This is a genomic window from Paenibacillus sp. Soil724D2 (assembly GCF_001427935.1).
Lineage (GTDB): Bacteria > Bacillota > Bacilli > Paenibacillales > NBRC-103111 > Paenibacillus_E.
This window is the reverse complement of sequence record NZ_LMRY01000021.1, coordinates 56,043-79,797: the sequence shown is the minus strand read 5'-3', so window position 1 is coordinate 79,797 and position 23,755 is coordinate 56,043. Positions and strand designations below refer to the sequence as shown.

Annotated in this window: 19 protein-coding genes; 8 read left to right on the top strand and 11 right to left on the bottom strand. The window is 47.6% G+C overall.

Going from position 1 to position 23,755, the window contains the following annotated elements:
• Positions 1-815 precede the first annotated feature (815 nt).
• The 4 genes from ASG85_RS18720 to ASG85_RS18705 are packed head-to-tail and all read left to right on the top strand — an operon-like array spanning position 816 to position 4,147.
• The gene (locus ASG85_RS18720) at positions 816-1,805 is read left to right on the top strand and encodes an acryloyl-CoA reductase (protein WP_060647438.1); all 990 of its coding nucleotides are present in this window, start codon (positions 816-818) and stop codon (positions 1,803-1,805) included.
• Positions 1,806-1,853: 48 nt separating this feature from the next.
• A complete protein-coding gene (locus ASG85_RS18715) occupies positions 1,854-2,711 on the top strand; it encodes a carbon-nitrogen hydrolase family protein (protein WP_060647437.1) in 858 nt (285 codons plus the stop codon).
• A gap of 32 nt (positions 2,712-2,743) precedes the next feature.
• Positions 2,744-3,454, top strand: coding sequence for a GNAT family N-acetyltransferase (locus tag ASG85_RS18710; RefSeq protein WP_060647436.1), 711 nt, complete (start codon positions 2,744-2,746; stop codon positions 3,452-3,454).
• A 21-nt stretch (positions 3,455-3,475) separates the two neighbouring features.
• A complete protein-coding gene (locus tag ASG85_RS18705) occupies positions 3,476-4,147 on the top strand; it encodes a hypothetical protein (protein ID WP_060647435.1) in 672 nt (223 codons plus the stop codon).
• Between the two features lie 271 nt (positions 4,148-4,418).
• Here ASG85_RS18705 and ASG85_RS18700 read toward each other — a convergent pair whose 3' ends face one another.
• Positions 4,419-4,874, bottom strand: coding sequence for an SRPBCC domain-containing protein (locus ASG85_RS18700; protein WP_082588151.1), 456 nt, complete (start codon positions 4,872-4,874; stop codon positions 4,419-4,421).
• 89 nt (positions 4,875-4,963) lie between these two features.
• On the opposite strand from ASG85_RS18700, the gene ASG85_RS18695 reads away from it, so the two are divergent.
• Positions 4,964-5,767 carry a helix-turn-helix domain-containing protein gene (locus tag ASG85_RS18695; protein ID WP_082588150.1) on the top strand — a complete coding sequence of 268 codons (804 nt, stop codon included), beginning with the start codon at positions 4,964-4,966 and terminating at the stop codon, positions 5,765-5,767.
• Positions 5,768-5,832: 65 nt separating this feature from the next.
• Here ASG85_RS18695 and ASG85_RS18690 read toward each other — a convergent pair whose 3' ends face one another.
• The 4 genes from ASG85_RS18690 to sigY all read right to left on the bottom strand — a co-directional run bounded on the left by ASG85_RS18690 (position 5,833) and on the right by sigY (position 9,106).
• Complete coding sequence (locus ASG85_RS18690; RefSeq protein WP_060647433.1) at positions 5,833-7,587, bottom strand: methyl-accepting chemotaxis protein; 1,755 nt, start codon at positions 7,585-7,587, stop codon at positions 5,833-5,835.
• Between the two features lie 369 nt (positions 7,588-7,956).
• The gene (locus tag ASG85_RS18680) at positions 7,957-8,178 is read right to left on the bottom strand and encodes a hypothetical protein (RefSeq protein ID WP_060647431.1); all 222 of its coding nucleotides are present in this window, start codon (positions 8,176-8,178) and stop codon (positions 7,957-7,959) included.
• The gene (locus tag ASG85_RS18675; protein ID WP_060647430.1) at positions 8,171-8,584 is read right to left on the bottom strand and encodes a YxlC family protein; all 414 of its coding nucleotides are present in this window, start codon (positions 8,582-8,584) and stop codon (positions 8,171-8,173) included. Before ASG85_RS18675 ends, ASG85_RS18680 begins: the two co-directional genes overlap by 8 nt.
• Complete coding sequence (gene sigY, locus ASG85_RS18670) at positions 8,585-9,106, bottom strand: RNA polymerase sigma factor SigY (protein ID WP_235550171.1); 522 nt, start codon at positions 9,104-9,106, stop codon at positions 8,585-8,587.
• Between the two features lie 166 nt (positions 9,107-9,272).
• Here sigY and ASG85_RS18665 point away from each other — a divergent pair, with 166 nt between their 5' ends.
• On the top strand, positions 9,273-10,166 hold the full coding sequence (locus tag ASG85_RS18665) for a GNAT family N-acetyltransferase (RefSeq protein ID WP_060647428.1): 894 nt from the start codon (positions 9,273-9,275) through the stop codon (positions 10,164-10,166).
• 303 nt (positions 10,167-10,469) lie between these two features.
• On the opposite strand, the gene ASG85_RS18660 is transcribed toward ASG85_RS18665, so the two are convergent.
• Entirely contained in the window at positions 10,470-10,877 is a 408-nt protein-coding gene (locus ASG85_RS18660; protein ID WP_235550170.1) for a winged helix-turn-helix transcriptional regulator, read from the bottom strand.
• Positions 10,878-10,988: 111 nt separating this feature from the next.
• Here ASG85_RS18660 and ASG85_RS18655 point away from each other — a divergent pair, with 111 nt between their 5' ends.
• Positions 10,989-12,002, top strand: a complete 1,014-nt coding sequence (locus tag ASG85_RS18655; RefSeq protein ID WP_060647426.1) for a zinc-dependent alcohol dehydrogenase family protein — start codon at positions 10,989-10,991, stop codon at positions 12,000-12,002.
• 87 nt (positions 12,003-12,089) lie between these two features.
• On the opposite strand, the gene pyrH is transcribed toward ASG85_RS18655, so the two are convergent.
• The 3 genes from pyrH to ASG85_RS18640 form a co-directional block, all read right to left on the bottom strand.
• Positions 12,090-12,824, bottom strand: a complete 735-nt coding sequence (gene pyrH, locus ASG85_RS18650) for a UMP kinase (RefSeq protein ID WP_060647425.1) — start codon at positions 12,822-12,824, stop codon at positions 12,090-12,092.
• 220 nt (positions 12,825-13,044) lie between these two features.
• Positions 13,045-14,370, bottom strand: a complete 1,326-nt coding sequence (locus ASG85_RS18645; RefSeq protein WP_235550169.1) for an MFS transporter — start codon at positions 14,368-14,370, stop codon at positions 13,045-13,047.
• Between the two features lie 174 nt (positions 14,371-14,544).
• Positions 14,545-17,427, bottom strand: a complete 2,883-nt coding sequence (locus tag ASG85_RS18640) for an ATP-binding protein (protein ID WP_060647423.1) — start codon at positions 17,425-17,427, stop codon at positions 14,545-14,547.
• Between the two features lie 205 nt (positions 17,428-17,632).
• On the opposite strand from ASG85_RS18640, the gene ASG85_RS18635 reads away from it, so the two are divergent.
• Positions 17,633-18,820 (top strand): EAL domain-containing protein, encoded by a 1,188-nt coding sequence (locus tag ASG85_RS18635; protein WP_060647422.1) that lies wholly within the window; start codon positions 17,633-17,635, stop codon positions 18,818-18,820.
• Between the two features lie 453 nt (positions 18,821-19,273).
• On the opposite strand, the gene ASG85_RS18630 is transcribed toward ASG85_RS18635, so the two are convergent.
• Positions 19,274-22,150, bottom strand: a complete 2,877-nt coding sequence (locus ASG85_RS18630; protein ID WP_200961690.1) for a DEAD/DEAH box helicase — start codon at positions 22,148-22,150, stop codon at positions 19,274-19,276.
• The gene (locus tag ASG85_RS18625; protein WP_060647439.1) at positions 22,138-23,736 is read right to left on the bottom strand and encodes an SWIM zinc finger family protein; all 1,599 of its coding nucleotides are present in this window, start codon (positions 23,734-23,736) and stop codon (positions 22,138-22,140) included. Before ASG85_RS18625 ends, ASG85_RS18630 begins: the two co-directional genes overlap by 13 nt.
• Positions 23,737-23,755 lie beyond the last annotated feature (19 nt).

Sequence of the window (23,755 nt, the reverse complement as noted above, 5' to 3'; positions counted from 1 at the left end):
AGTTAAAGAAAAATGAAGTAAAGCCGTTTAAACTCGCAATTTAATAAGTAATCTGTTGCTTTAGTCGACTAGTGTCCAGTATTAGGGGGTTAGACCGAATTGCTGCCTAGATCCAGCCTTTCACCCCTCGATGTTGCATATTGTACAACAATTTGGCCCCATATAGACTATTTCACAACAAATGTGCTCAAAATGTTGTACGAAATGCAACTTCAAGTTGCAAAATTACCTTTTGGAGTGTGAATTGTTGTAGAAAATACAACATTGGTAATCACTATAGCCCATCTGCCCTCACGAAAGCTGAATAATTCTAAAATCACATTTTGGAGTTGTGAATGCCAGTTGTGAATCAATCAACAGTGTCTGCTATACAACAAGTTTGCCCTTTTATAGGCAGTAGAGCTACTTTAGACTAAAAGTGTTGTATTTTTTGCAACATTAGGATGGAATACGTGGATAAGCTTGCCTAAAGTTGTACAAAGTACAACTTTACATGGATAAGTATGCGAAAGTTCCAGTATTACGTCACTTGGGTGTAGATTGCATTGCATCAACCTTTTATAAACACTCTCAACCAAGGACGGCGCAAGCCGGCTTTTTTAGTAGATAAGAAAGTATAAGCTTTATACTTTTGCTTCGCATCTACCTTGACAAACGCGCTTGTCCCAGAAGGACGACGGATTCGTTTATCCTTGTGAAGGCGGGATGGATAAGCGGTATCAAGCTTTTGAATTTAGAGCTTGATAGTAGTAAACTAAAATAGTTGGTAATTTGTTGAAGTAAAGCTGGTTTTGAATCGAGAGGAGAAAAACAGGATGGAAAGCTTTGGGGCTTTGATAGTGGAACGATCAGAGAAGCAGTTTACCGCCAATGTGAAAGATCTGCAGCTGGAGGACTTACCACCAGGTGAAGTGACGATCCGTGTTTTATATTCTGGAATTAATTATAAAGATGCTCTGGCTCTTAGCCCGACAGGACGAGTTGTGCGTGCCTATCCAATGGTACCTGGAATTGATTTGGCCGGAACCGTCGTAACTTCGTCAGATCGTCGATTTCGCGAAGGCGATGAGGTATTGGTGACGAGCTACGAGCTTGGTACAGGGCATTACGGCGGATATAGCGCCTTTGCGCGTGTTCCGGCTGACTGGGTTGTGCCTCTTCCACAGGGATTAACCCATCGCGAGGCGATGATACTGGGTACGGCGGGATTTACCGCTGCACTCTCCATACAGCGCATGGAGGAGAATGGGCTAAGCAAAGAGCAGGGACCCGTGCTTGTTCGCGGTGCAACCGGAGGAGTGGGCAGCAGCAGCGTGTCCATGCTTGCAGCGCTTGGTTATGAAGTAGAAGCTAGCACAGGGAAGTCGGCGGATCATCAGTATCTGCTGGATTTAGGGGCAAAGCGGGTATTAACACGGGAGGAGCTTGTTCCCTCTGTTAGCAAGCCGCTGAATAAGGAATATTGGGCGGGCTCTGTCGATCCCGTTGGGGGTGACTCCCTTGCCCATGTGTTGAGCCAGATCAAGTATGGCGGTTCCGTTGCCCTGAGTGGTTTGACAGGTGGCGGTGAGTTCGCAGCGTCTGTGTTTCCTTTTATCCTGCGAGGTGTGAATGTGTTGGGTATTGATTCGGTTGCTTGCCGGGCGGAGGTTAGAAAGCCCCTGTGGGAGCGTATTGCAAAGGAACTGAAGCCGAAAGGTCTGGAACAGACGGTCTATCAAGAGGTTACGCTGGATGGAGTTACGGAGGCTGCTAAGCAGGTTCTGGAAGGGAAGGTCAGAGGAAGAGTGCTTGTCCGATTGTAAAAGGGAGGCAGGACTTCTTTCATTTAACGAAGTAAGGAGAGATTGACGTTGAAAATGCGCGTTTCTGCGGTGCAATATCATTTGCACACGATACATAGTTTCAAAGAGTTCGCCGCGCAGGTGGAGCATTATGTGAAGGTGGCTCAGGAGTTTGAGGCAGATTTTGTACTATTTCCTGAACTATTTACGACCCAGTTAATGTCTATAGGTGATGAGAACGGTAAGGCGCTGCCCATTGAAGCATTGCCGTCGTATACGGATGCTTATCGAACGCTTTTTCAAGGGTTGGCGAAGCAAACGGGGATGCATTTGATCGGCGGCACACATATTACCTCGGAGGAGGGCAAGCTTTATAACACGGCTCATTTATTTTATCCGGACGGGCGAATAGGGGAGCAGAAGAAGCTGCATATCACCCCGACTGAGGTTAAGGAATGGAATATGGGTGCTGGGGATTCCTTGCAGGTTTTTGACACGGATAAAGGCCGCATTGCGATTCTGGTCTGTTATGATGTGGAGTTTCCGGAAATCGTCCGGATGGCGAGAGCGCGCGGAGCGGATGTGCTGTTCGCCCCATCGTGTACGGATGACCGGCACGGATTCCATCGGGTACGTTATACGTGCCATGCTAGAACGATTGAAAATCAAATCTACGTGGTCACGACGGGGACTGTCGGGGCGCTGCCAACGGTTGATTTCATGAGGGGGAATTTCGGGCAGGCCGCGGTGTTAACACCAAACGATGTGCCTTTTCCGCCCAAGGGAATTTTGGTAGAAGGCGAGATCAACGGTGACATGGTCGTCACGGCCGATTTGGATCTGGAGCTGCTGAACCTCGTTCGGGAAAAAGGTTCCGTCACCACGTGGCGTGACCGCCGAACAGATTTGTACACAGATTGGTCTTAACGAAGTGAGATCAAGGGGGCTTACAGTGCACTATGGATTTAGAAGCTGCCAAGCAAGTTATAGAGCCGGGGAAGTTGTACGCTAAAAAATCATACGTCTTCGATGGGGATCAACCGATCGAGGCTGTGATTCGCAATTATGGAAAAGCCGATTTTGACGCACTCATTCTTATTCAGCAGGAAAGCTTCCCTCCGCCTTTTCCCTCCGAGCTATGGTGGAATGAGGAGCAGCTCACGGAGCATATCACTCGATTTCCGGAAGGGGCGCTTTGTGTAGAGGTGGCTGGTCAGCTTGTTGGGTCCATAACAGGGCTTCGTGTAGAATATGAGGAGCAGCATGCAGCTGATCATAGTTGGTCAGCTTTGACGGACAATGGGTACATCCGGACGCATCGTCCAGATGGCGACACCCTTTACATTGTGGACATATGTATTATGCCGGCTTACCGCAAATTTGGTCTCGGCAAGTTGATGATGCAGTCTATGTACGAAGTGATCGTGCATCTTGGTTTAAGAAGGCTGCTCGGAGGCGGGCGGATGCCTGGTTATCACAAGCATGCTGCCGTAATGAGCGCAGATGACTACGTTAGGGCTGTCATGGCGGGCTCGCTGAAGGATCCTGTTATTACTTTTTTGCTGCGCTGCGGCCGGACGCCAGTGCAGGTTGTGCCAAATTATTTGCAGGATGAGGAGTCGCTTAACCATGCGCTTTTGATGGAGTGGCGGAATCCATTTCGAATATGACGAAGGAGTGAAGTTCTGATTATGGAGTTTATACGGATTACAGGCATAGACAATCCTTTCTTTCGCAGCATGCATGATCTGATGAAAGAGGTATTTCCGCCAGAAGAGGTGCTCGAATACGCATTGTGGAAAGAACCGCTCGAGGACCCAGGTATCCGGGTATTCGTAGCCGTTCATGAAGGTAAAGTGGTAGGAACAACGGAGTACCGCTACTATGATGACTTCCAAGTGGCGATGACGGACTTCACCATTATTGGTCAAGCTGGGCTTGGTATCGGTCGGTTCCTTGCGCGGAAACGCTGGAGCGATCTGGAAGTATTGGCTGCCGAATCTGGCAAGCCGATGCTGGGGATGTTCGCTGAAATTTATGATCCCTATCGGATCGAAGATCATGCTTTCGGCGGCGTGAAGCCGATGGATCCTTATGTGCGGCGCGAGGTGTTGTCGCATCTGGGCTATAAGCGGATCGACTTCCCATACGTTCATCCCTCTTGGGAAAACAATGGAGAAGCGGTTGAGGAACTTGACCTCTGTTTCTTGCCGACAGATGAAGATCAAGTACAGTTAGACGCAGGGATCGTTGTGAAGTTCTTGAAACGCTATTATTCCGTTTTGGCGAATAAGCCGAAGGCTTGGCATGACATGGTTGAGGGGCTTGAGGGGAAAGTGACGTTGGCTTTGAAACCTCTGTAGAGAGCAATCGTGGATAGGAGTCTCTAGAGACTTCTATTTCCTCAGATTAGGCCGAAATTTTAGGGATAAGAGTCTTTAAAGGCTGTTATTGGGAAGATTTTTTTGAAATGTATTCTTTTTAGCATTGATAACAGTCTTTAGAGGCTTCTATTTTATTAAAATCTACTGAAAATGGAAAAACAGGAGTCTCTACAGACTCCTATTTTTGTTGAGAAACTCAATATCGTGTAAAAATGCTCTGTAAAACACCATGAACTGCTCTAATTTACTTCTACCAACCAAAATCCAATGTCTTGCCTGTCTCCGCCAGCGTCTTGATATTGCTCAGTATCATCCACCAACTTGCCTTCGTAGTTTCGAAGCTTGGGTGGTTAGGTGTCCAATTATCATTGACCAACGTTAGTTTTGTACAGCTCCCGACAGTCTCAAGTGACAATGTCATTCTAGATTCAAAGTCCGCATGATTCGGGTTGTAAGATGGACCGGCATGTTCGGTACAACTAATGAGCTTTTCTGGCTCGTAAGCTAAAATCTTACCGTATACATGAACGGTTTCCTCACCGTCATTACCTGGCCCCACGTAAGCATAATCGGATCCAATTTCAAAAGTAGACTGAAGCACACTGCCAAAGAGAATCTTACGCGTTCCCTCCGGAGTCACGAGAATATCCCACACTTCTTTAGTCCCTGCCCCAATGTAAAATTCGTATTTGAGTTCCATATCCATATATTTCCACTCCTTTGGTATGTGTTATGATTAAGTATAGTTGATTGTACAACCTATGTATTGTAAAAACGCGACAAGGAGTGAGCGAAGTGATTCCCAAAGCCTCCAAGCCCAGCCTAGGCATTATGAATCTGCAGCAAGGCGAGCAGAAATTCCAGCTTTCGCGACATACCCCCTCCGAAGATTTGGCCTATTTCATCCGACATTACTGGATAGTTAGGTGGGATTTAACCGACCAGGAGCCTTATTTGCAGCATGTTATCCCGAATCCTTGCGTCAATCTCCTCGTTGAACCTGGTCGAACGGCCATCTACGGTCCTGGGAAAGAGAAGTACGGGCATTACCTGCAAGGCCAAGGCTGCGTGTTCGGCGTCAAGTTCAAGCCTGGCGGATTTTACCCTTTTTTGAAGCAGCCGATTTCCGGTTTGTTGAACAATCCAATGAGTGTCCAGAGCATTTTTGACATAGATCCACGTCGACTTGAGACGGATGTTTTTGCTCAAAAAGAAGAACATCTTATGGTTTCACATATCGAGCAACTGATCCGGCCCAAGCTTCCCGAACAGGATGAACAGGTCGTTTTTATTAATCAGATCATCGATCATATCAATCAGAAGCCCGATCTCACCAAAGTCGATACCCTCTGCAATTACTTCCATGTGAATAAAAGAACGCTGCAACGCCTGTTCGACCACTACGTCGGAGTTAGCCCCAAATGGGTGATCAAGCTGGCCCGAATCCAGAACGCAACGGAGACGACGGATCTAAGCCGGAGGCATAACTGGTCCAAGCTCTCCATGGACCTTGGTTATCATGACCAGTCGCATTTCATCAAGGATTTCAAGTCCATTATAGGCCAAACTCCTGATGAATATGCTCGGCTAACAATTTGAAAAAAAGGACCGGCACCTTGCTGCCGGTCCTTTCCATTTGAAGGGATGAAACTTATCGTTGCACCTTAGAGTTTAAATCGATGAGCCATGAACTGCATCTCTGAGGACATGATTTCCAACGATTCGGAAGCGGATGTCAGCTCCTCCATCGCTGCAAGCTGCTCTTCCGTAGACGAGGAGATCAGATGCGCCAAATCATTGGTCTGGTTTGCCATTCGTTCGATTTCCTGCAAGGAAGCGGCGATTTCCTGCGAGCTGGCAGACATCTCCTCGGCTGCTGCCGAAGCTTCCTGTACTTGATTCACAACGCTCCGCGTTGCGTCTAGAATACGAATAAAAGCTTGACCCGTATGCTGGATCGAGCTCACACCAGCAGAAACCTCATGCTCGCCTTTTTCCATCGCCACACCAGCCTGCTTCATATCCAATTGGATGTCTTGGATCAGCTCGGCAATTTCGGCGGCAGATGCCGAAGAACGTTCGGCCAGCTTTTTCACCTCGCCGGCTACGACAGCGAATCCTTTACCTTCATCGCCAGCACGCGCTGCTTCAATGGATGCGTTCAAAGCGAGCAAATTGGTTTGAGTGGAAATATCCGTGATCACCTGTACGATGTCTCCAATATGCTGAGAACGTTCCGTAAGTTTCTCAATAATCTTTGCGAGATCGCCCACTGTAAGACTTACAGCATTCATCTGCAAGGTTGTCTCGTTTATCAGGTGGTTACCTTGCTCCGCTTCCTTCAGCGTCATCTCTGATGCTTCGTAGGCGGCAGACGAGGTTGTCGCGATTCGCTGAATGCCAACAGCCATTTCTTCCATTGCTGTCGAGCTTTCATTGACACTGCGGGCCTGCGTTTCATTGCTTATGACCATATCTTCAATAGAGGTCGAAATTTGATTACTCGCTGTTGTCGTTTCCCCAATGGACTGGTTTAGTTCATGAGAAGAGTCCGTTAACTTATCTGAATTGGCTAAGAGCCCCGAAACAATTTGGCGTAGATGGTTGTGCATCAATTGAAAAGAAACCGCAAGTTCACCAATTTCGTCGTTATTGCTTACTTTTAACTGAGCTGAACGAAGATCTCCCTTAGCAAACTGTTCCGCCTGAAGGGCAAGCTGCTTAATCGGTCTGGAAATATGGAAGGCAAAAAACGTCATCACCACGCCTCCAATTACCGAGCAGCAAATTAATGTAAGGAGGATCGTGTTCAAAATATGAACTTGTCCCGAATTGTAATCTTGCATATAGGAGCCTGCTGATATAATCCAACCCCAATCAGAGTTCGTGGACTCAGCAAACGCGATTTTTTCTCCTTCTTTGGTAGAGTTGGGGAGCGGCCAATTATAGATCGTGAAATCTCCTCCGCTTTTTCCTTTTTGAATCATATCCTTGATGTAATAAAATCCGTCTTTCGTCTGTTTATCTATAATGTTTTGACCTTCCAAAGATGGATGTGCCAGCAAGTCGCCGTTCTCATTCAAAATAAAGAAGTAACCGTTGGCACCGAGATTGATGTTGGCATTAATTGAACGCGTTCCATCCTTCTTTGCTCCAAGCAGTATTTCCTTCACTCTTTCCTGAGCGTCTTCTTTCGACATTGTTCCCTGTTTCGAAGCTTTTTCAAAAGCAGCCGTTAGCTCCAAAGCCATTTCGACCGAATTTTTCAAATTGCTTTGAATCAATTTATCGGTTTCTTGGGTTGAAACATTATACGTAATGGCACCTAACACTAATATGGGTGTTAACAGTAAAAGCAGAGAAACCAACATTAGTTTTTTGCGTATGGTTAATCGCCATATTTTTTTATTTTTCGACATTTATACCCCTCCTCAGATCCATGACTATAGAACTAATTGTAAGATAAGTATGAATTTTTTGCCATCGGTTTCCTCGCCACTATGAAGCCACTTCATGAACTTTTTGTGAAATTATTCCTATTGTTAATGTCAAACTCGTCCTCAAGTGTCATCTTAATAGAGCGAGAACGCTGTTCGAAGTCCTTTCTATGAAAAGCTTACAAAAAAGGTACCCTAGACTGAACACTTTTTTCAAAGTGTCCAGTCTATGGGTACCAGTGTACTTGCTGCCGGTCTTCCTGGCATATAACAAACCACTTTTTTGAAAAGCCAATAAAGCTGCCTTCATTCAACCAACTTCCCCATAAATTTGTTCTCATCCATGCTTGATTAATTTTCGCGTGACCAGATACGGTGTATTTTACGAACAGCGAAGAGATAGACGATGAAGGGGATCGGCACTTGAATGATCCCCCAAATCCCCCAGAACCATGGGTATTTCGAACCGCGTTTGCGCGCATCCACGAACAGCCATGTGCTTTGCGCGAGTAGAAGGAGGGGAATACCGATCCATGCCCAGATGGGCAGTTGATCCCATTTTGGATTATTCATAGTGGTGTTCCTCCTGTTTGCGAACGAGTAGCCATACCAGTGGCGCTACAACAGCTAGAACTTGAAAAGTGATGAAAACAACAGGCTGTGCCTTCATCATTGCATATAAAAGCGAGAGCAGCAGCAGAGCGGCTATCCACAGTATGAGCAAGTCTCTCCAGAGCTTTGAACGCTGTTTGTTTAGCGTTTCAACGATTTGCTGATCAAACCAAGAGGAGCTTGGCGTGGAAGCCGGAAAGAGCTCATCGAGCCGTTTAAGCCCTTCTTGCAACTGTTGAGCCGTCATCTCATCCGTACCCTCTAGCCCTCGAGAGACGTCACTGCCTTTATAACTTTGGCCGTCATCCCGGCTCTTGCTTTCGCCGTTTTTCGAAACTTCGCTTTTCTTCGGATCTTCCGGTTTCATCTACACCAGCTCCTTTCGCAATTGTTTGAGTGCATGGTGCACTCTCGATTTGGCTGTGCCCTCTGCAATGGAGAGCATCTGCCCAATTTCCTCATACGTATAGCTATAGTAATGCTTGAGAATAACTGGGATACGGCTCTCCTGCGGCAGTTCTGCCAAGGCATTCAACACATCCGGCCAAGCTTCATGTTGATGTCCGGCCTGCCACTGCATCTGGCGTAAGGATTGCTGTTGCTCTTGCTCCTGCCAATGCTTCTCGCGTTTGCGCCGTCTTCCTTGATCAATCATCAGATGAGTGGCGATGGTTATGAGCCAAGATGAGAATTTGGATTTTCCATTGTACAGCTTTATTTTTTCGATACATTGGATCATGGTTTCTTGTGTAATATCCTCAGCCATCGGTGGATTAAGCGTTATTTTCAGCAGATACTTGTAAACAAAAGCATAGTGCTGCTGCAGCAGCTGGGACAGAGCAGTTTTGTCTCCCTGTATGGCTTGACGAATTAATTCATGCTCTTCCAAGTGAATGAACATCCTCTCTGTCTGAAATCCTAGATAATACGAACATCTCCAATAAATCGTTCAATGCACACGAAAATTTATGTAAAATTATTTATTAGCTTACCACGCCGTTGTTCAGACATGTATAATGACTTCAGGTAAGAACATTAGAATGATGGAGGACAACATGTTGAAACAAGGCATATTACCAAGAGCAGGGCTGTCACCGCAGGAGCTGGAGGAAGTTCGGAAGCTTTGGGAAGTTTGTAATAGCCATGACCATATCGAGATTAAACTGAATTGGAGCACATTATCGGACCGTCCGTCTGGCGTGACGAATGACTTTTTATTTTTTCAAAATGACCGTATTGTCGGTTTTTTGGCCATATATTGCTTTATGTCTACAGAAGTAGAGATTAGCGGGATGGTGCATCCAGAGGCGCGGCGCCAAGGTATTTTTGGCCAAATGGTTCAACATGCGATAGCCGAGTGTCGGCGCAGGGAAGTTCCGAAGCTTATTTTTATTAATGAGCGTGGTTCGGAGAGCGGCAAAGCTTTTCTTACGAATCTTGGTGCAGCATACAGTTTCTCTGAGTATGTTATGCAGCTTCAAGAGCAAGCGGCAGAGACTCCACAAGATTCAGCTATGAATGAATTCGTTGCCATTCGTTTAGCGGATGCGCAGGATACGGAGCTGCTTGTTAAGCTCAATATGTCAGGGTTCAACATGTCGGAAAGCGACACGAGAGAGTATGTCACCCAAACCATTACCGGCGATAAAGAACGGACGTGGATTGCTGAGCTTGGAGAGAAGAGAGAGCCTATTGGGAAGATCGGAGCTATGGTGGAAGCGGAAGAGAGTGGATTCATCTATGGTTTTAGTGTAGTACCAGCGTATCGTGGCAAAGGCTATGGGCGGCGTATTTTGAGCCAAACGATAACAGAATTAAAACAGCGGGATCATGCTAGCTTCATTAAGCTGGAAGTATCTGCCCAGAACGAGAAGGCGTTAGGCTTATACGAATCATGTGGTTTTAAAACGAAAAATGCGAATGACTATTACGTGCTTTTACTCAGCTAAAAAGGGATGAAAAAGGATAGAGCAGCAGCCATGGCCGCGTTCTATCCTTTTTTGTGCAATAACCTACAGCCAATACACAGGCTATAAAGATGGTTTTCATCGTTACAGTCGCGAGGGGGAAGTGAAATCGTGCATGTAACTATATATTTCATCGTTACAGACGAGAAGATCGCGGATGGGTATCTTAACGAGCGAGTGATGGCAAGAGAAGTTCGTTCCCATGCTCAAAATAGGTTTTAGACAAGAACCTGGCCATCGGCCAGGTTCTATTTGCGTAACCCATGTCTGTGGGTGGGGAGCTTGTTATTCATTCTCGGCGAAGTCCTGAGACACAGCCGACTGATCATAATGATCTCTTGCCTGTTCTACATCGGAATAATGATCGACCGTCCATTTTTTTAACTCCTGCATCGGTTTTAACAAACTTTCACCGAGCGGAGTTAGTGAATAGTCAACACGAGGCGGAATGGTTGGCGTCAAATGGCGCATGACAAGTCCGTCCCTTTCCAGTTGACGCAAGGTTTGGGTTAGCATTTTTTTGGAAATGCCTTCAATACGCCTTCCCATCTCTCCGTATCGTGCGCTGCCATTCTCCAAGGCATAGAAGACAAGCACCGTCCATTTGCTCGAAATGATCTCAAGCATCCTGCTGTAGCCGCAAACTCTCAACGATATGTCAGGATGGTTTCCTTTATCGGTTAAGAACATCATTTACCTCCTAATGCACCTTTTGGTGCCCAGTGAACAAATAAGTGCCTACTTACTCAATTTTATTTGATGGGCTAGTATATGTCTATATTCAGTTACGAAGGAGAGAACCCTATGAAAGTTATTCAAATCCAAGGTGGTTATGGTCTTACACATGTCAAACAGGCAGAACGTCAAATACCGGTTCCGGGGCCAAACGAGGTGCTTATCAAGGTTCGTGCGGTTTCCCTGAACTCTCGTGATCTGGGTGTCATTGCCGGTTTCTATCAACCCGATCTGTCGAACCCGTTGGTATTGACTTCCGATGCTGTTGGCGAGGTTGTTGCTCTTGGTGCGCAGGCATCTAGGTTCAGTATTGGCCAACGGGTTAGCGGCATTTTCACGCAAAGCTGGATTTCTGGTGAAGCGACCCAGGCCAACTGGAGTAGCACGCTTGGCAGTCCGCTGGACGGGATGCTGGCTGAATATGTGGTCTTGCCTGAGCAAGGACTCGTGCAAGTACCGGATTACTTGACAGATGCGGAGGCAGCGACACTTCCATGTGCTGGAGTGACGGCTTGGCATGCGATTATCGAAGAAGGGAATGTCAAAGCCGGTGATACGGTGGTGGTGCAGGGGACAGGAGGCGTTTCTTTGTTTGCACTGCAATTCGCCAAGCTTCAGGGAGCGTCTGTTATCGTGACGTCAAGCAGCGACGAGAAGCTCGAGAAAGCCCGACAGCTGGGTGCGGATTTTGGGATTAACTACAGGGTTCATCCTGAATGGGAGAAAGAGGTACTGAAGCTTACCGAAGGTCGAGGTGCAGACCATATTATTGATGTGGGCGGAGCGGAGACACTTAATCAATCTATCACAGCACTTCGTGTTGGAGGTCGAATCAGCATCGTTGGACTTCTCTCCGGCGGCTCGGTAGAAGGTTTTCACGTGGTGCCCGCGATCTTGCGCAGGGCGCGGCTTCAGGCTATTAATGTGGGGAGCAGAGAGATGTTTGAATCCATGAACCGTGCCATTACGAATCATATACTTCGTCCTGCGATTGATCGCGTTTTCCCATTTGAACAGGCTATTGACGCTTTCAAATATTTCGAAAATGGTTCTTACTTCGGAAAGATCTGCATTACGCTTTGACTCAACATAAGAAATGGCATCATTTCATTTTAGAATATGCTTTGGTTATTTTGGGGTAAGCGAAGCTTACCCCTGATAAGCTAGGAACTAATGAAAAATGAGTTCGGATGAACCGCTGATGATCGTGCCTGTATTCTGACCTTCACAAATCTCTTTCATGGAGCCAGGCTTATCGAAGTTGAAAACATGCATGGGGATTTGATAATCTCGCGCCAGAATGAAGGCAGACTGATCCATGACCTTGAGATCATTTTGGATAACGTCGTTATAGTGGAGTGATTTGTACTGAAGAGCTTCCTTATGGTGCTTCGGATCTTTATCGAAAACACCGTCAACCCCCTGCTTCGCGACGAGAATCGCTTCACAGTTAACTTCAATGGCTCTTTGGACCGAGGGATAATCGGTGGTGACGAAAGGCTGTCCATTGCCGCCTGCGAAAATAACGATGTACCCTTTTTCCAAATGGTGAATGGCTCTCAATCGGATGAAAGGCTCCGCCACAGATGAGAGAGGAATCGCTGTCATGACGCGCACTTCAGCTTCGCTCTTCGCTTTAAGAACACCGCGCAGCATCAAGCTGTTGATGACGGTAGCCAGCGTCCCGATATTATCAGCCTCTGCCTTCTCGATTCCCCAACTCTCGCCCATATTCCCGCGAAAAATATTGCCTCCGCCGATCACGATGCACACTTCCACACCTAGATTAACAACGGTCATAATCTCATTGGCAATGTGATCAAGCTGCGTAGGATCGAAGCCAAACTCACTATCTCCAGCTACTGCCCCGCCACTAAGTTTAATTAGGACCCTCTTGTACCGCATATCCATCTCTCCTCCCAGATGAGAAAATTTGTATCCTTGACCCTCATAGTAAGTACGACCAGCGCCAGTGTGCGGATTGTACCCATAAAAAAACACTAAAGCAATGAATGCTTTAGTGTTCCATGAATGAGAAATAGGAAAAGACCACGTTTCTAATATCAACTGGACCCTTCATACGCCTCACACCTTCCGTCTATGTTTAAAAGTTATTGTACACGAATTAAGAGGAGGAATGCAATTTCTGCGGCACACGCATATGAACGAGCAGTCCAATTATGACTAGGATCAAAAGAGAGCCTAAGGCTACTCGGCTAGCCAGGTTGCCAGAGGACGCAAGCGCCCAGGTAATTGTACCATAGAGAGCAGGCCCAACGATCGAGGACACTTTACCTGAGAAGGCGAACAATCCGAAGAATTGACCGCGTTTCTCTTCCGGCGTTAGCTCAACAATTAACGTTCGCGATGTAACCCACATGGCGCCCATAGATACCCCATACAAGCTGCCGGCAACCCAGAATATGCTCTGGCTAGTTGCAAATGCCGCTAAGGAGATCGCAATAATAAGAATGAAGGCGACGATGGTCACGGCTCTTTTGGGGCCGATATTTCTGGTCACATAGCCGAAAAGGAACGAGCCGATGATGCTCGATACCGTCGAAACGAGGTAGAGCAGAATGAACTGCCCCGTGGTGAAGCCCATAACGGTATTCGCATAAATGGCCATCACCGCAATCGCTGTGGCAATCGCATCGTTAAAGAAAAAGTAGGCGATCATGAACAAGAAGGCAGCCCGGTACTTTCTTGCTTCTTTGAACGTATCCCAGATCTCACGGTAGCCGCTGAGGAGCGACTTTTTCCCGCTGACGGGCTTCTGAGTCTTCTCTTTGTAAAAAAACATAATAGGCAAAGAGAAGATCAGAAACATAAGCGCACTAGGGATGAACGTATTTTCAAAATGATTGCCGTTGATCAATGGAAATACGACAAGTCCAACTAATGTGCCGACATAACCAACCGCTACGCCAACTCCGGAAATGATGGGAATCTCACGTGCATTGCCCAGATCCGAAATCATTGAATCGTAGAAGATTAAGCTTGAATTGTAAAAGAATTTGGCGACCATAAAGAAGAAAATAACGCCTAGTATAGAGGTGTTGAGTCCCATCCACTGCTGGTCTGTGTGCCAAAGGGCCGAAGCACCCATGAGCAGAGTTGCCGCGATAGCAATAAGCGTAAAGGGGATGAGGTAAGCCTTCTTTTTACCAGTCCGGTCAATCCATACCCCGAATAAGGGAGACAACAACACGAGGAAGAAGCTGGATATCGCATTGGAGTAAGTGATGAAAGTACTGGCAATCTGATTCAATTCTTCGCTCTTGCCTAACGTTTCTTTTAAATAGAATGGATAAAACACAGTTACGATATTGGAGGAAAAAATCGTATTCGCGAAATCGTACATCGCCCAAGCGAATATCGGTAAGGAGAAGAACAGGGTCCAGACTTTACGTGCTTGCACCTTGTTGGAAGCGGATTCAAGCTTTGCCACTAGGGTCACACCTTTCCTTCTCATCAAATGGTATTTCTCTAGTATATTGGCTACAAGGCCGGGAAATCCCTCTGTCTTTACAATAAAAAAACTCTCCCTCTAATCAATTTGGAAGGAGAGAATATGTCACTATGTGTTGTGTGGATTGCCGAACCGAGGGCTCTCTTTGATGCATTAAGCATCCGATTGCGGCTTTTTGATTTCAACCTCGATCACATCGATGCTTTCTTTCATTTCAAACACATCGATACCGTTACGCTGTAAGGTGGTCGAGAGCTTCTCTTTATTTTGGGCAGGGAAAACGTATGCATTACTTTGCTTATTATCAAGTAGACGTTTCGCCACCTGGACGAGACGTTCCATAGTGAACGGCTTTTTAAGATATTTCTCAATCTCTTTCTCGTGATAATCATGAGGCGGATCGAGCGCTGTTGAAACGATAACAGGCGTCTGATAGTGCACCGGATGACGGTATAAATCAGCGATGAAATCCCAACCTGTCTTGGCGCCCTCTAGATGAATATCGACGATGAAAAGAACCGGTCCCTCGCCTTTACAGCGATTAAGCGCGATAATACCCTCCTCGGCAGAGCGAAGCTGCATGGAGGGGAGCCCCAACTTGTTCAGCGCAACTTGAATGAGCTTCGCGAGATTATCGTCATCTTCGAAAATAACAATTTGACCATCCATGGCTGAAATCTCGTATAGATCGAACTCAATTCGGAATGTTGTACCTTGTCCCATTTCGGAAGTATAAGAGATATGTCCGTTGTGTCCTTCTACAATCTCTTTGACAATAGCAAGACCTAAGCCGGTACCGCCAATTTGACGTCTGTCTGAGTTATCGACACGAAAGAACTTGGAGAACATTTGATCACGGGCTTCCTCTGGGATACCGAGTCCGTAATCTTGAATCGCTATGGTAATTTTACCTTGGTCCACAGTTAGGTGAATATCAATGTGATTAGCTCCTGGCGAATACTTAATCGCATTGCTGATCAAGTTGTCGAATACTTGACGAATTCGATCAGCATCGGCCCTCACAAATAGTTCCGTTTCTTGCTGATGAATGAGAATACGATGGCTATGCTTATCCTGCCACTGCTCGGCGATCTCTTGCAAAGTAGGCAGCAGATTGACTGGAGAGAAATGATACAGTTGTCGACCTGACTCCATCCGCTGCAAATCAAGGAAATCGTTGATTAAATTCGATAAGCGATGTGCTTCTTTATAAATGGTTTCCATGTATTTCTTTTGTTTCTCTTGTGAAAGATCCCGATGCAGCAAGATCTCGATAAAACCAAGCACACTGGCAAGGGGAGTTCGCAGCTCATGAGATACAATGCTAATGAATTCATTCTTCATCTCATCAATACGCTCTTCTTCGGTGCGATCACGAAATACGAATAAGTAGCCTTGCTGTTCGGTATCTTCACTGACTACGGTCGCATAGAGCTCCGCGTGTTGGACCTGATCCTCAAGCTCGAAACTAAAGCGTTGTGTAAGATGAGACAGTGAGCCATCGATCAGCGCTTCAATGGAGGAAGCGACGCCTATAAAGCTCGGAGAATCGAAAGCTATTTCGTGACTGCTATCAACCAGGTTCTCGCCTATGTGTTCATTTAAACTGAAATATCGGTTCATTCGATGATTGGAGAAAAGAATGGTACCTTGCGAATCACACATCATCATGCCCTCATGTGCAGATTCCAAAATATTTTGAATCAGATCGCGCTGCCCTTCGATGAGCTGCTTCTCCGCTCTTAATTGATCATTCAGCTCTGCTAAGCTTGCCGCTTGCCCCAACCTCTCATCGTTTATCAGCTGCGCGTAGAAGGCGAGTCCGAACTGACGAACTAATCCTTTGGTCAATCGTTGGTTATTTTCTTGAAAGAGGGCGCTTTGATAGCTCGTAAGCAGCAAGAAGCCAATGACATTCTGTTTATCATCCAAGAGAGGAACATATTGATCGACAGCACGTGTCATTCCCCCGTGGACACCTTGTTCATGACCTAATACATCTCGTGTGTGAACAATAGGAGTCCCTTCATCGAAAACACGCCTAGCCGGCCCAAAAAGCTCTCTCTGATTCAAATGAATATGTTCCTTCGGATAACCAATGGAATGAATGACTTCATAAGATGATGAGCCCTCGGCGTGACGTTCCATAACGACCAGAGCCGCATCCTGCGATAACGAATTAAGCAGGGCTGGCAGCGTATGTTTCAAGAAATCTTTCAGCTTCACATAGCCTGTAAGCTTCTCCTGATAGGACGAGATGAGTTCCAAATCCCTTTCTCGTTCAGATAGCTTCGCGAGTGTGATCTGCTGCTCCTCCTGCTGGGCCATAATCTCCTCATTCTGCGTCTCCAAGCTCTCAGCCATATAGCGATACGTTTCCTCGCTTCTACGAATCTCTTCTTCGGCATGATAGGCTCGATAGGAAATGAAAATGGACATACCACCTGCAATCAAGGCAATAATACTGCCGACCATTGTAATCGTACGGGAGGTTTTACCTGCTTTAAGGGAAGCTGTATAGGCATCTGACGTGATTTGCTCTATGGTCTTCTCTATGCTTACATGAACAACTCGGTAGCGATCCATCATCGTTTTGCCTGACGCAATGCGAGCTTTCGATTCTTCTGTTTTTCCAGCACGAACTAGCTCCAATTGTGTGTCGAAGAACTTCTGTAAATTATTAATAGCCGGTATGGCTTGCGTGTCCATAATGAGCTGCAAAGTGGGATACTTTTTATCGTATTGACTGATCATGTTCAGATCAAGTTCCAGCTGCTTTTTACCATTCGTATAGGGCTCCAAGTATTGCTCATTCCCAGATAATTCATAACCGCGGATACCCGTTTCTTGGTTAATTAAATCTTTAAGCAGGCTGTTCGTTGTGCTGGAAATGGGAATCGAATCGTGCACGATCGCATTGCTTTCATTTTCCATATTACGAGAGGCGATAAAGTTGGATACACTCACAAATACGAGTAAAACAACGATTAAAATAACATATAGCATGGAGATCCGAGATCTCGTGAATGACTTCATAGCAATCGGTCACCTAGATTCTAATAGGATGAAAGGATGTACTAAAAATTCGACATGACGCAACAAATTCCTTTTAAAAACGATCATGTCATGTTTTCTTCCATCAATGCATTGCAAGATAGGGAAATGTCGTTTAAAATATGATTCATTACACGATTGATGTTATGTTCTAAGATCATCGAAGTTTGCTTGAGGAGGGCGCACAGTGCAGGTAAAAGACAGCAGGATTCCGCCACTACACGAAGTACGTCCATTCTTCCAACCCATACTTTCACTTCAGAGCCAAGAAATCATCGGCTACGAAACACTGGGAAGACGGGTTCGGGAAGGTAGTGTCGAAAGTTTGGGGCCTTTTTTCAAAAATCCTGACATTCCCGAAGACATGCAGCTTTATATTGATCGGCATTTGAGAGAGCGGGCGATCGAACAGCTAGTTTCGGCTCAAGATGAGAGTTCCTTATTCATCAACTTAAAACCTTCATGGATTTATCAAACCTATAAGCGCACAGGCGTGCTGCCAACCATCGAGCTATTAAGGAAATATCAAATAGATCCAGCGCGTATCGTGATCGAAATTACCGAAGAAGAATTCACAGGCAAGCTTCACGAGCTGACGCAAATTGTAGAATTATATCGAGAATTCGGCTGTACGATTGCCATTGACGATGTGGGCAGCGGGTTTAGCAACTTCGACCGAATCGCCAGTTTACAACCAAAGATATTGAAGATCGATCTTAATATTTTGAAAAAAAGCGCGGTCCACGCCGGCTACAAAGCGTTGATGCAATCTTTTTCTATACTAGCGGCTCAAATGGGGGCTTCCTTGCTCGTCGAAGGGGTGGAAACGAAGCAAGAACTGCGCAGCGCTCTTCAGATCGGGGCCAGGTATATACAGGGCTATCTCTTCTCCAAAGCTGAACCGCAGTTGCAGCACCGAGATGCCTTCAAGCCTATGCTGAAAGAAGAGATGAAACTCTTTGGTCAAGATGAGCTTGGGCGCTATAGCCGTCTTTTGACCATTCATCAAAGTCTAGATTTACTTATCCATTCCACTGTCTGTATATCAACAGCTGAAGATGCAGATCGTGTCATCGAAAATATCATTAGCAGCGTGTCGGAAAACTGTATACGTATGTACATATGTCGGGAGGACGGCAACCAAATCTCGTCCAACTACAGCCGCAAAGACGAAACGTGGAACAAAGATGAGAGCTATCGCGGGGCAAACTGGACGTGGAGGCCCTATTTCATCTCCAACATCATGATGATGAACCTGCAAAAACAAGGGATCCTATCCCAAGCTTACACGGACTTGGACACCTCGCATGAGATTCAGACTTATTCCTGTGCATTGGGAGAGGGCTTTTATTTGTTTGGAGATTTGATGCTTTGATATGAGAGATTGATAGGAATGTTCGTTCCCGAAATTGTGGCGCCTAAGGGCATCATTGCCAAGATTAGGGAAACCAGAATTCCCCAAGGGAACCTCAATTCGCTATTTGGACGAAAAAAACCCGAAATCATGAGGATGAGGAACGACGATACGTTTTTTCGCGGTTTTTTGCCTCCTAATCGTTTATTTTGATCAAATAGCGTACACACGTTCCTCTTATTCGATTTCAAGTGCAGATTTCCTGAAATAACGCATCGACGTTCCGCGAACTAATGATCGGGAGACTTTCTGTGCCAAACGTAGACGAGCAAACTAAGAATTGATAAACGAACCAAACATGCAACTAGCACGAATAAGGTCATAGCACGAACACGCGATAAGGGCGTGTTCGTGCTATGACCTTTAAACTATCTATAATCAAGCAGAGCACGGTACAAGCTCAAAGGCTAAGGCCTAAGCCTCGACCCACTCGCGGCGCAGCGAGAACAAGTCGCGCAGCTCGTCGGTCGATAGCTCGGTGATCCAGTTCTCGCCGGAGCCGACGATTTGCTGGCTGAGGCCGAGCTTGCGCTCGATCATCTCATCGATGCGCTCCTCCAGCGTGCCCAGCGTCACGAACTTGTGCACCTGCACATGGCGCGTCTGGCCGATACGGAAGGCGCGATCCGTCGCTTGATTCTCGACGGCGGGGTTCCACCAGCGATCGTAGTGGAACACATGATTCGCCGCCGTCAGGTTGAGCCCGATGCCGCCGGCCTTCAGCGAAAGAATGAACACATTCCGCTGTTCGTCGATCGGCTGGCTAACGTCTTGAAAGTTCGCGATCATCTCATCGCGCCCATTCTTCGGTGTTCCGCCGTGCAGGAACAGCACTTTCTCGCCAAGCTCCTGCTGCAGCACATGCTGGAGCAAGTTGCCCGTCTCCACAAACTGCGTGAAAATCAAGCATTTGTCGCCCTCTTGGCGCAGCTCCTGCACCATCTCCAGCAGGCGCTCCAGCTTGTTAGAGCGTCCGCTCCATGGCGCGTGGATGCCCTCTTTGAGCAGCAAAGCAGGGTGATTACATACCTGCTTCAGCTTCGTCAGAGCGGCGAGAATGAGACCTCGCCGCTCCATAGCGGAGAGCTTATCCAGACGATCGAACATGTCTTGGATGTAGTTCTCATACAGCGAGCCCTGCTCGGCGGTAAGCGAAATGAACGTCTTCGACTCGTTCTTCTCCGGCAAGTCCAGCTGAATCGCGGGATCTTTCTTCTCGCGGCGCAGCAGGAAAGGGCGGATCAGCTTCTGCACCTTGCCGATCGTCTCGCTATCGCGCGTCTTCTCGATGGCATTCACATAGCGGTGCGTGAATTCGCGAACCGTGCCCAGATAGCCCGGGTTCGCAAAATCAAAGATCGACCACAGCTCCGTGAGCCGATTCTCAATCGGTGTTCCCGTTAACGCAATGCGATGGTAACCATCGAGTCGGCGAATAGCGGAAGCTTGCTTCGTATAAGCATTTTTTATATTTTGGGCTTCGTCCAAACAGATGGAGTTCCAGGCAATTGAGCCTAGCTCAACTTCATCCAGATGGGAAAGCGTATAGGATGTCAAAACCAAATCGACCTTGCCAACGACTTGTTCATTAAAAGCAGGTCCCTTTAATCGTTGAGGGCCATAGTGAAGATGAACCTTTAGCGACGGCGCAAAACGCTTAAGCTCCATCTGCCAGTTCCCAAGCACGGACGTCGGACATACGAGGAGTGAAGGTGTGTCAGGCTTCTCGTTCTCTTTCACCGTGAGTAAATACGTAATCCACTGGATCGTCTTCCCGAGACCCATATCATCGGCCAAACAGCCGCCTAGGCCAAAACGGCGCAGGAACAACAGCCAAGAGATGCCGTCCACTTGATAGTGGCGCAGCGAGCCTTGAAAGCTAGGCGGCGGCTGTATTGTCGGAATCGACTCCGCCTGCGTAAGCTGATCGACCATGTGGCGCAGCTGTTCGTTCAGCTCTACTTCCATCTCGATGTAGCGCATCGCTTCGGGGTCATCCTCAGCCGGCAGCAGCCCGCCGGCATCGCCCGCGAGGTGAAGCTCCAGCACATCGCGGAAGGAGAGCCCTTGCTTCTTCTGCACCTGCTTCATAATCTGCTCGACCTGTGCCATGAACAGCGGGTCGAGCTGAATCCAATTGCCGCGAATCTGGATCAGCTTGCGCTTCTCCTCCAGAAGCTGCCGGAATTCCTCTTCCGTCAGCTCCAAATCCCCTACAGCCAGCTTCCAGTCGAACTGCATCAGCTGGGTCAGCCCGAACATCGTCTCCCGTCCAGAACCGACGGAAGACTTGATCTTCGCGCGCAGCTTCGGCTTCATCTTGCGGATGCGCTCCCACCAGGCCGGCAGGAACACACTCGTTCCAGCCTCTACAAGGCGTACGCTTCCCTCTGCGAGGAAGCGCCAGGCCTCTTCCTCCGTCAACGTCTGACGGAGTCCGGCACCCTCACCCGCATCCAGCCACGGCAGGATGCGTACCCACTTCGCCGCGTCACGTTCTACGCGGCCAAGCTCCGGCAGCCACGCCTCCGGCAGCGGCAGCTCGCCCGCGGCCGGCTCGCCGCTGGGCGTCACCGTGCGCAGCACCTCCGGCGCTAGCCGGTCCTGCAGCAGCAAGCGCAGCTGCCAACCGGAGCTGTGCGCCAGGTCCGGCTCCACAAGCTGCAGACAGGTACGCATAGGCGACCGGTCTTGGCGCCAACCAATGGCGACGAGCCAATCCTCCTCGTCTAGCCATAGATCAGCGCCGATCTCACCGCGGCGCATGAGAGGATGCGCGGCTTCGAGCTTGCGCAGATTGTCTTTCATGAGGCCGTCGGCGTCCACCCACTCGGGAATCAGGGCATGGATCCAGCGTGAAACAGCTGGGGATTCCAAGGCTTGCAGTTCTTCTGGAAGCTGGAGCTTCCAGCCGATTTCGCCGGCTTTCCACTTTTCATAGTCCGGCATGAAACTGCCGGACGCCAATGCCTCTCGAACAGCCGGAGCTAAACGCATCAAATCCGCACAGTCCTTATGCCAGCTAAGCTGTAAGTGCTGCACAGGCTGCGGATCGCTGAAATAATCGAGCGCATCGAGCGGTTGCAGCTCGATGCCTTCCCGATTTTGCCACTCGCTGGGCTCCATGAACGTGCCGAAAAAAGAGGCGCGATGCCAGGCAAACAGCATATTTTTCAAATCAAGAGCATCCCAAATGCCGCCGTTCTCGCGGGTACCCCATAGAAACAAAGAACCATTAGGTATGGAGCTAACGTGAACTGTCAGCGCGCTGGTTTCGATCATCGAATCCATTTTCCTTTCTTGAGCTCTTCTTGGAAAGCACGCAAGCGTGAGAACTTATCCGCTAATCGATATACGTAGTGCTCCCAGCGGTCGTCCTGGCCTAATTGTTTATAAATACCGTGCAGTTTCTTAAGCAGTCGAACAGCCGTCTTATAGGAAGCCCTATTTTTCTCCAGAACAGCCCGTTCGGCCGCTTGGTGATAGAGGGGGAGGAGTAAAGCCGAATCATGCTCTTCAATCGCTTTAAGCTCCATACCATATAAGCTCAGCGGTGATATTCGGTTTGCTAATTGCAAGTCAACCCACTGCCGATACCGTTTCGTTTGCAATAAATATGCCGTGTAATAGTAATAGGAACGAGGCAGCAGGGACTCCATCACCTGTACCCATTCGCTATCGGACTCCAGATGTTTGGTTGTATCGAGCCAATATTGGCAAAAGGTCCGGAAATCATCGTGGTTTGCATTCGCAATCGACTTGAACAGCCAGCGAAGCCAAATAAGCATGTTGTTCCACTGCTTATCGTTGTAATAATAGTTCAGGTAAAGGAAGTAATCCTTCGCATTGGGATGTGTGAGCTGTCCTAGACGCTCAAAGGCGCTTGCCGTATCCCCCTGCATAATATCAAAATGCGCTCTTGCCGCCAGAAGCGTATCCTTCTTCCGAGCTAAGAGGTCCTTCTTCGTGAGAAGTACGTCGAGACGCTGAATTTCCTCTTTCTGTGCTGCTGAATGATTCGTCAGTTTCCACCAAATGATGCGGTACACAAACAGCCAATCAATCGGGCTATCCTTGCCCTGCAGAGCGAATTCTCCGAGCATTTTCATGGTGGATAGCCAGTGTTTGGGTTCCGCCTCGAATGAGGTATTCACATCTGTTCGTTCCACGAATTCAACCAGCTTATCCTCACAATTTTTTGCGGCAATTTTGCAGCCGTTCTCGTGATAATAGGACAAGTAGGAACTTTTCGTTTCTTGATAAAATTGTTCGATTTTCCGCATCATGAACAGCACGATATGGAACATGTAGAGCTCGCGGGTCGAGCTTCTCCAATTTGCCGCATAGCCGGGCAAGGACTCCAGTGCTGAGTCGTAGAAGGTTTCGATCGAGTGCTGATGAGAAATGGAGAATCCATGGAATTTCCCTTCAAAAAAGCGATGCCAATCTGCGGGCATAGCCTCTTCAAGAGGCACGTTGGCTTGTGCAGCCGCAGCAGCTTTGCGTTCCTGTATTAAAGTTGCCCCGCGTGCTGGTTTTTTCCGTGTGTGTATTTGTTGTTTTAACTGTTGAAGCAGCAGTTCCGGACGTCCATATGGCGCATACAAGCTGAAGAAAGTGGCACCAATATGTTTACAAAAGCCTTCATAGGAGCAGCTGCACTCACTAGTGGCGAAATTTTCTAAATTAACCATCGTGCTCAGTATTTTTTTGCCTGCGACGGTCGCCTGAACGTTCATGCCTTTCAGATCGACTTCGGTCACACGACCTTTATGGTAATACTCCCAGCCCTGCTCCAGAACGACGGCGTCGAAATGAAGCGGGATTTGCTTGATTAGGTAGTTCATTCGATTTTTGGGAATCTGCAGTTTCAGCATGTGTGCTTTCCTACCCTCC

Coding starts and splice junctions, on each gene's coding strand:
- ASG85_RS18720 (WP_060647438.1), top strand. CDS start 816: ATGGAAAGCTTTGGGGCTTTGATAGTGGAACGATCAGAGAAGCAGTTT.
- ASG85_RS18710 (WP_060647436.1), top strand. CDS start 2,744: ATGGATTTAGAAGCTGCCAAGCAAGTTATAGAGCCGGGGAAGTTGTAC.
- ASG85_RS18705 (WP_060647435.1), top strand. CDS start 3,476: ATGGAGTTTATACGGATTACAGGCATAGACAATCCTTTCTTTCGCAGC.
- ASG85_RS18700 (WP_082588151.1), bottom strand. CDS start 4,874: ATGGATATGGAACTCAAATACGAATTTTACATTGGGGCAGGGACTAAA.
- ASG85_RS18690 (WP_060647433.1), bottom strand. CDS start 7,587: ATGTCGAAAAATAAAAAAATATGGCGATTAACCATACGCAAAAAACTA.
- ASG85_RS18680 (WP_060647431.1), bottom strand. CDS start 8,178: ATGAATAATCCAAAATGGGATCAACTGCCCATCTGGGCATGGATCGGT.
- ASG85_RS18675 (WP_060647430.1), bottom strand. CDS start 8,584: ATGAAACCGGAAGATCCGAAGAAAAGCGAAGTTTCGAAAAACGGCGAA.
- ASG85_RS18665 (WP_060647428.1), top strand. CDS start 9,273: ATGTTGAAACAAGGCATATTACCAAGAGCAGGGCTGTCACCGCAGGAG.
- ASG85_RS18660 (WP_235550170.1), bottom strand. CDS start 10,877: ATGATGTTCTTAACCGATAAAGGAAACCATCCTGACATATCGTTGAGA.
- ASG85_RS18655 (WP_060647426.1), top strand. CDS start 10,989: ATGAAAGTTATTCAAATCCAAGGTGGTTATGGTCTTACACATGTCAAA.
- pyrH (WP_060647425.1), bottom strand. CDS start 12,824: ATGCGGTACAAGAGGGTCCTAATTAAACTTAGTGGCGGGGCAGTAGCT.
- ASG85_RS18640 (WP_060647423.1), bottom strand. CDS start 17,427: ATGAAGTCATTCACGAGATCTCGGATCTCCATGCTATATGTTATTTTA.
- ASG85_RS18630 (WP_200961690.1), bottom strand. CDS start 22,150: ATGGATTCGATGATCGAAACCAGCGCGCTGACAGTTCACGTTAGCTCC.
- ASG85_RS18625 (WP_060647439.1), bottom strand. CDS start 23,736: ATGCTGAAACTGCAGATTCCCAAAAATCGAATGAACTACCTAATCAAG.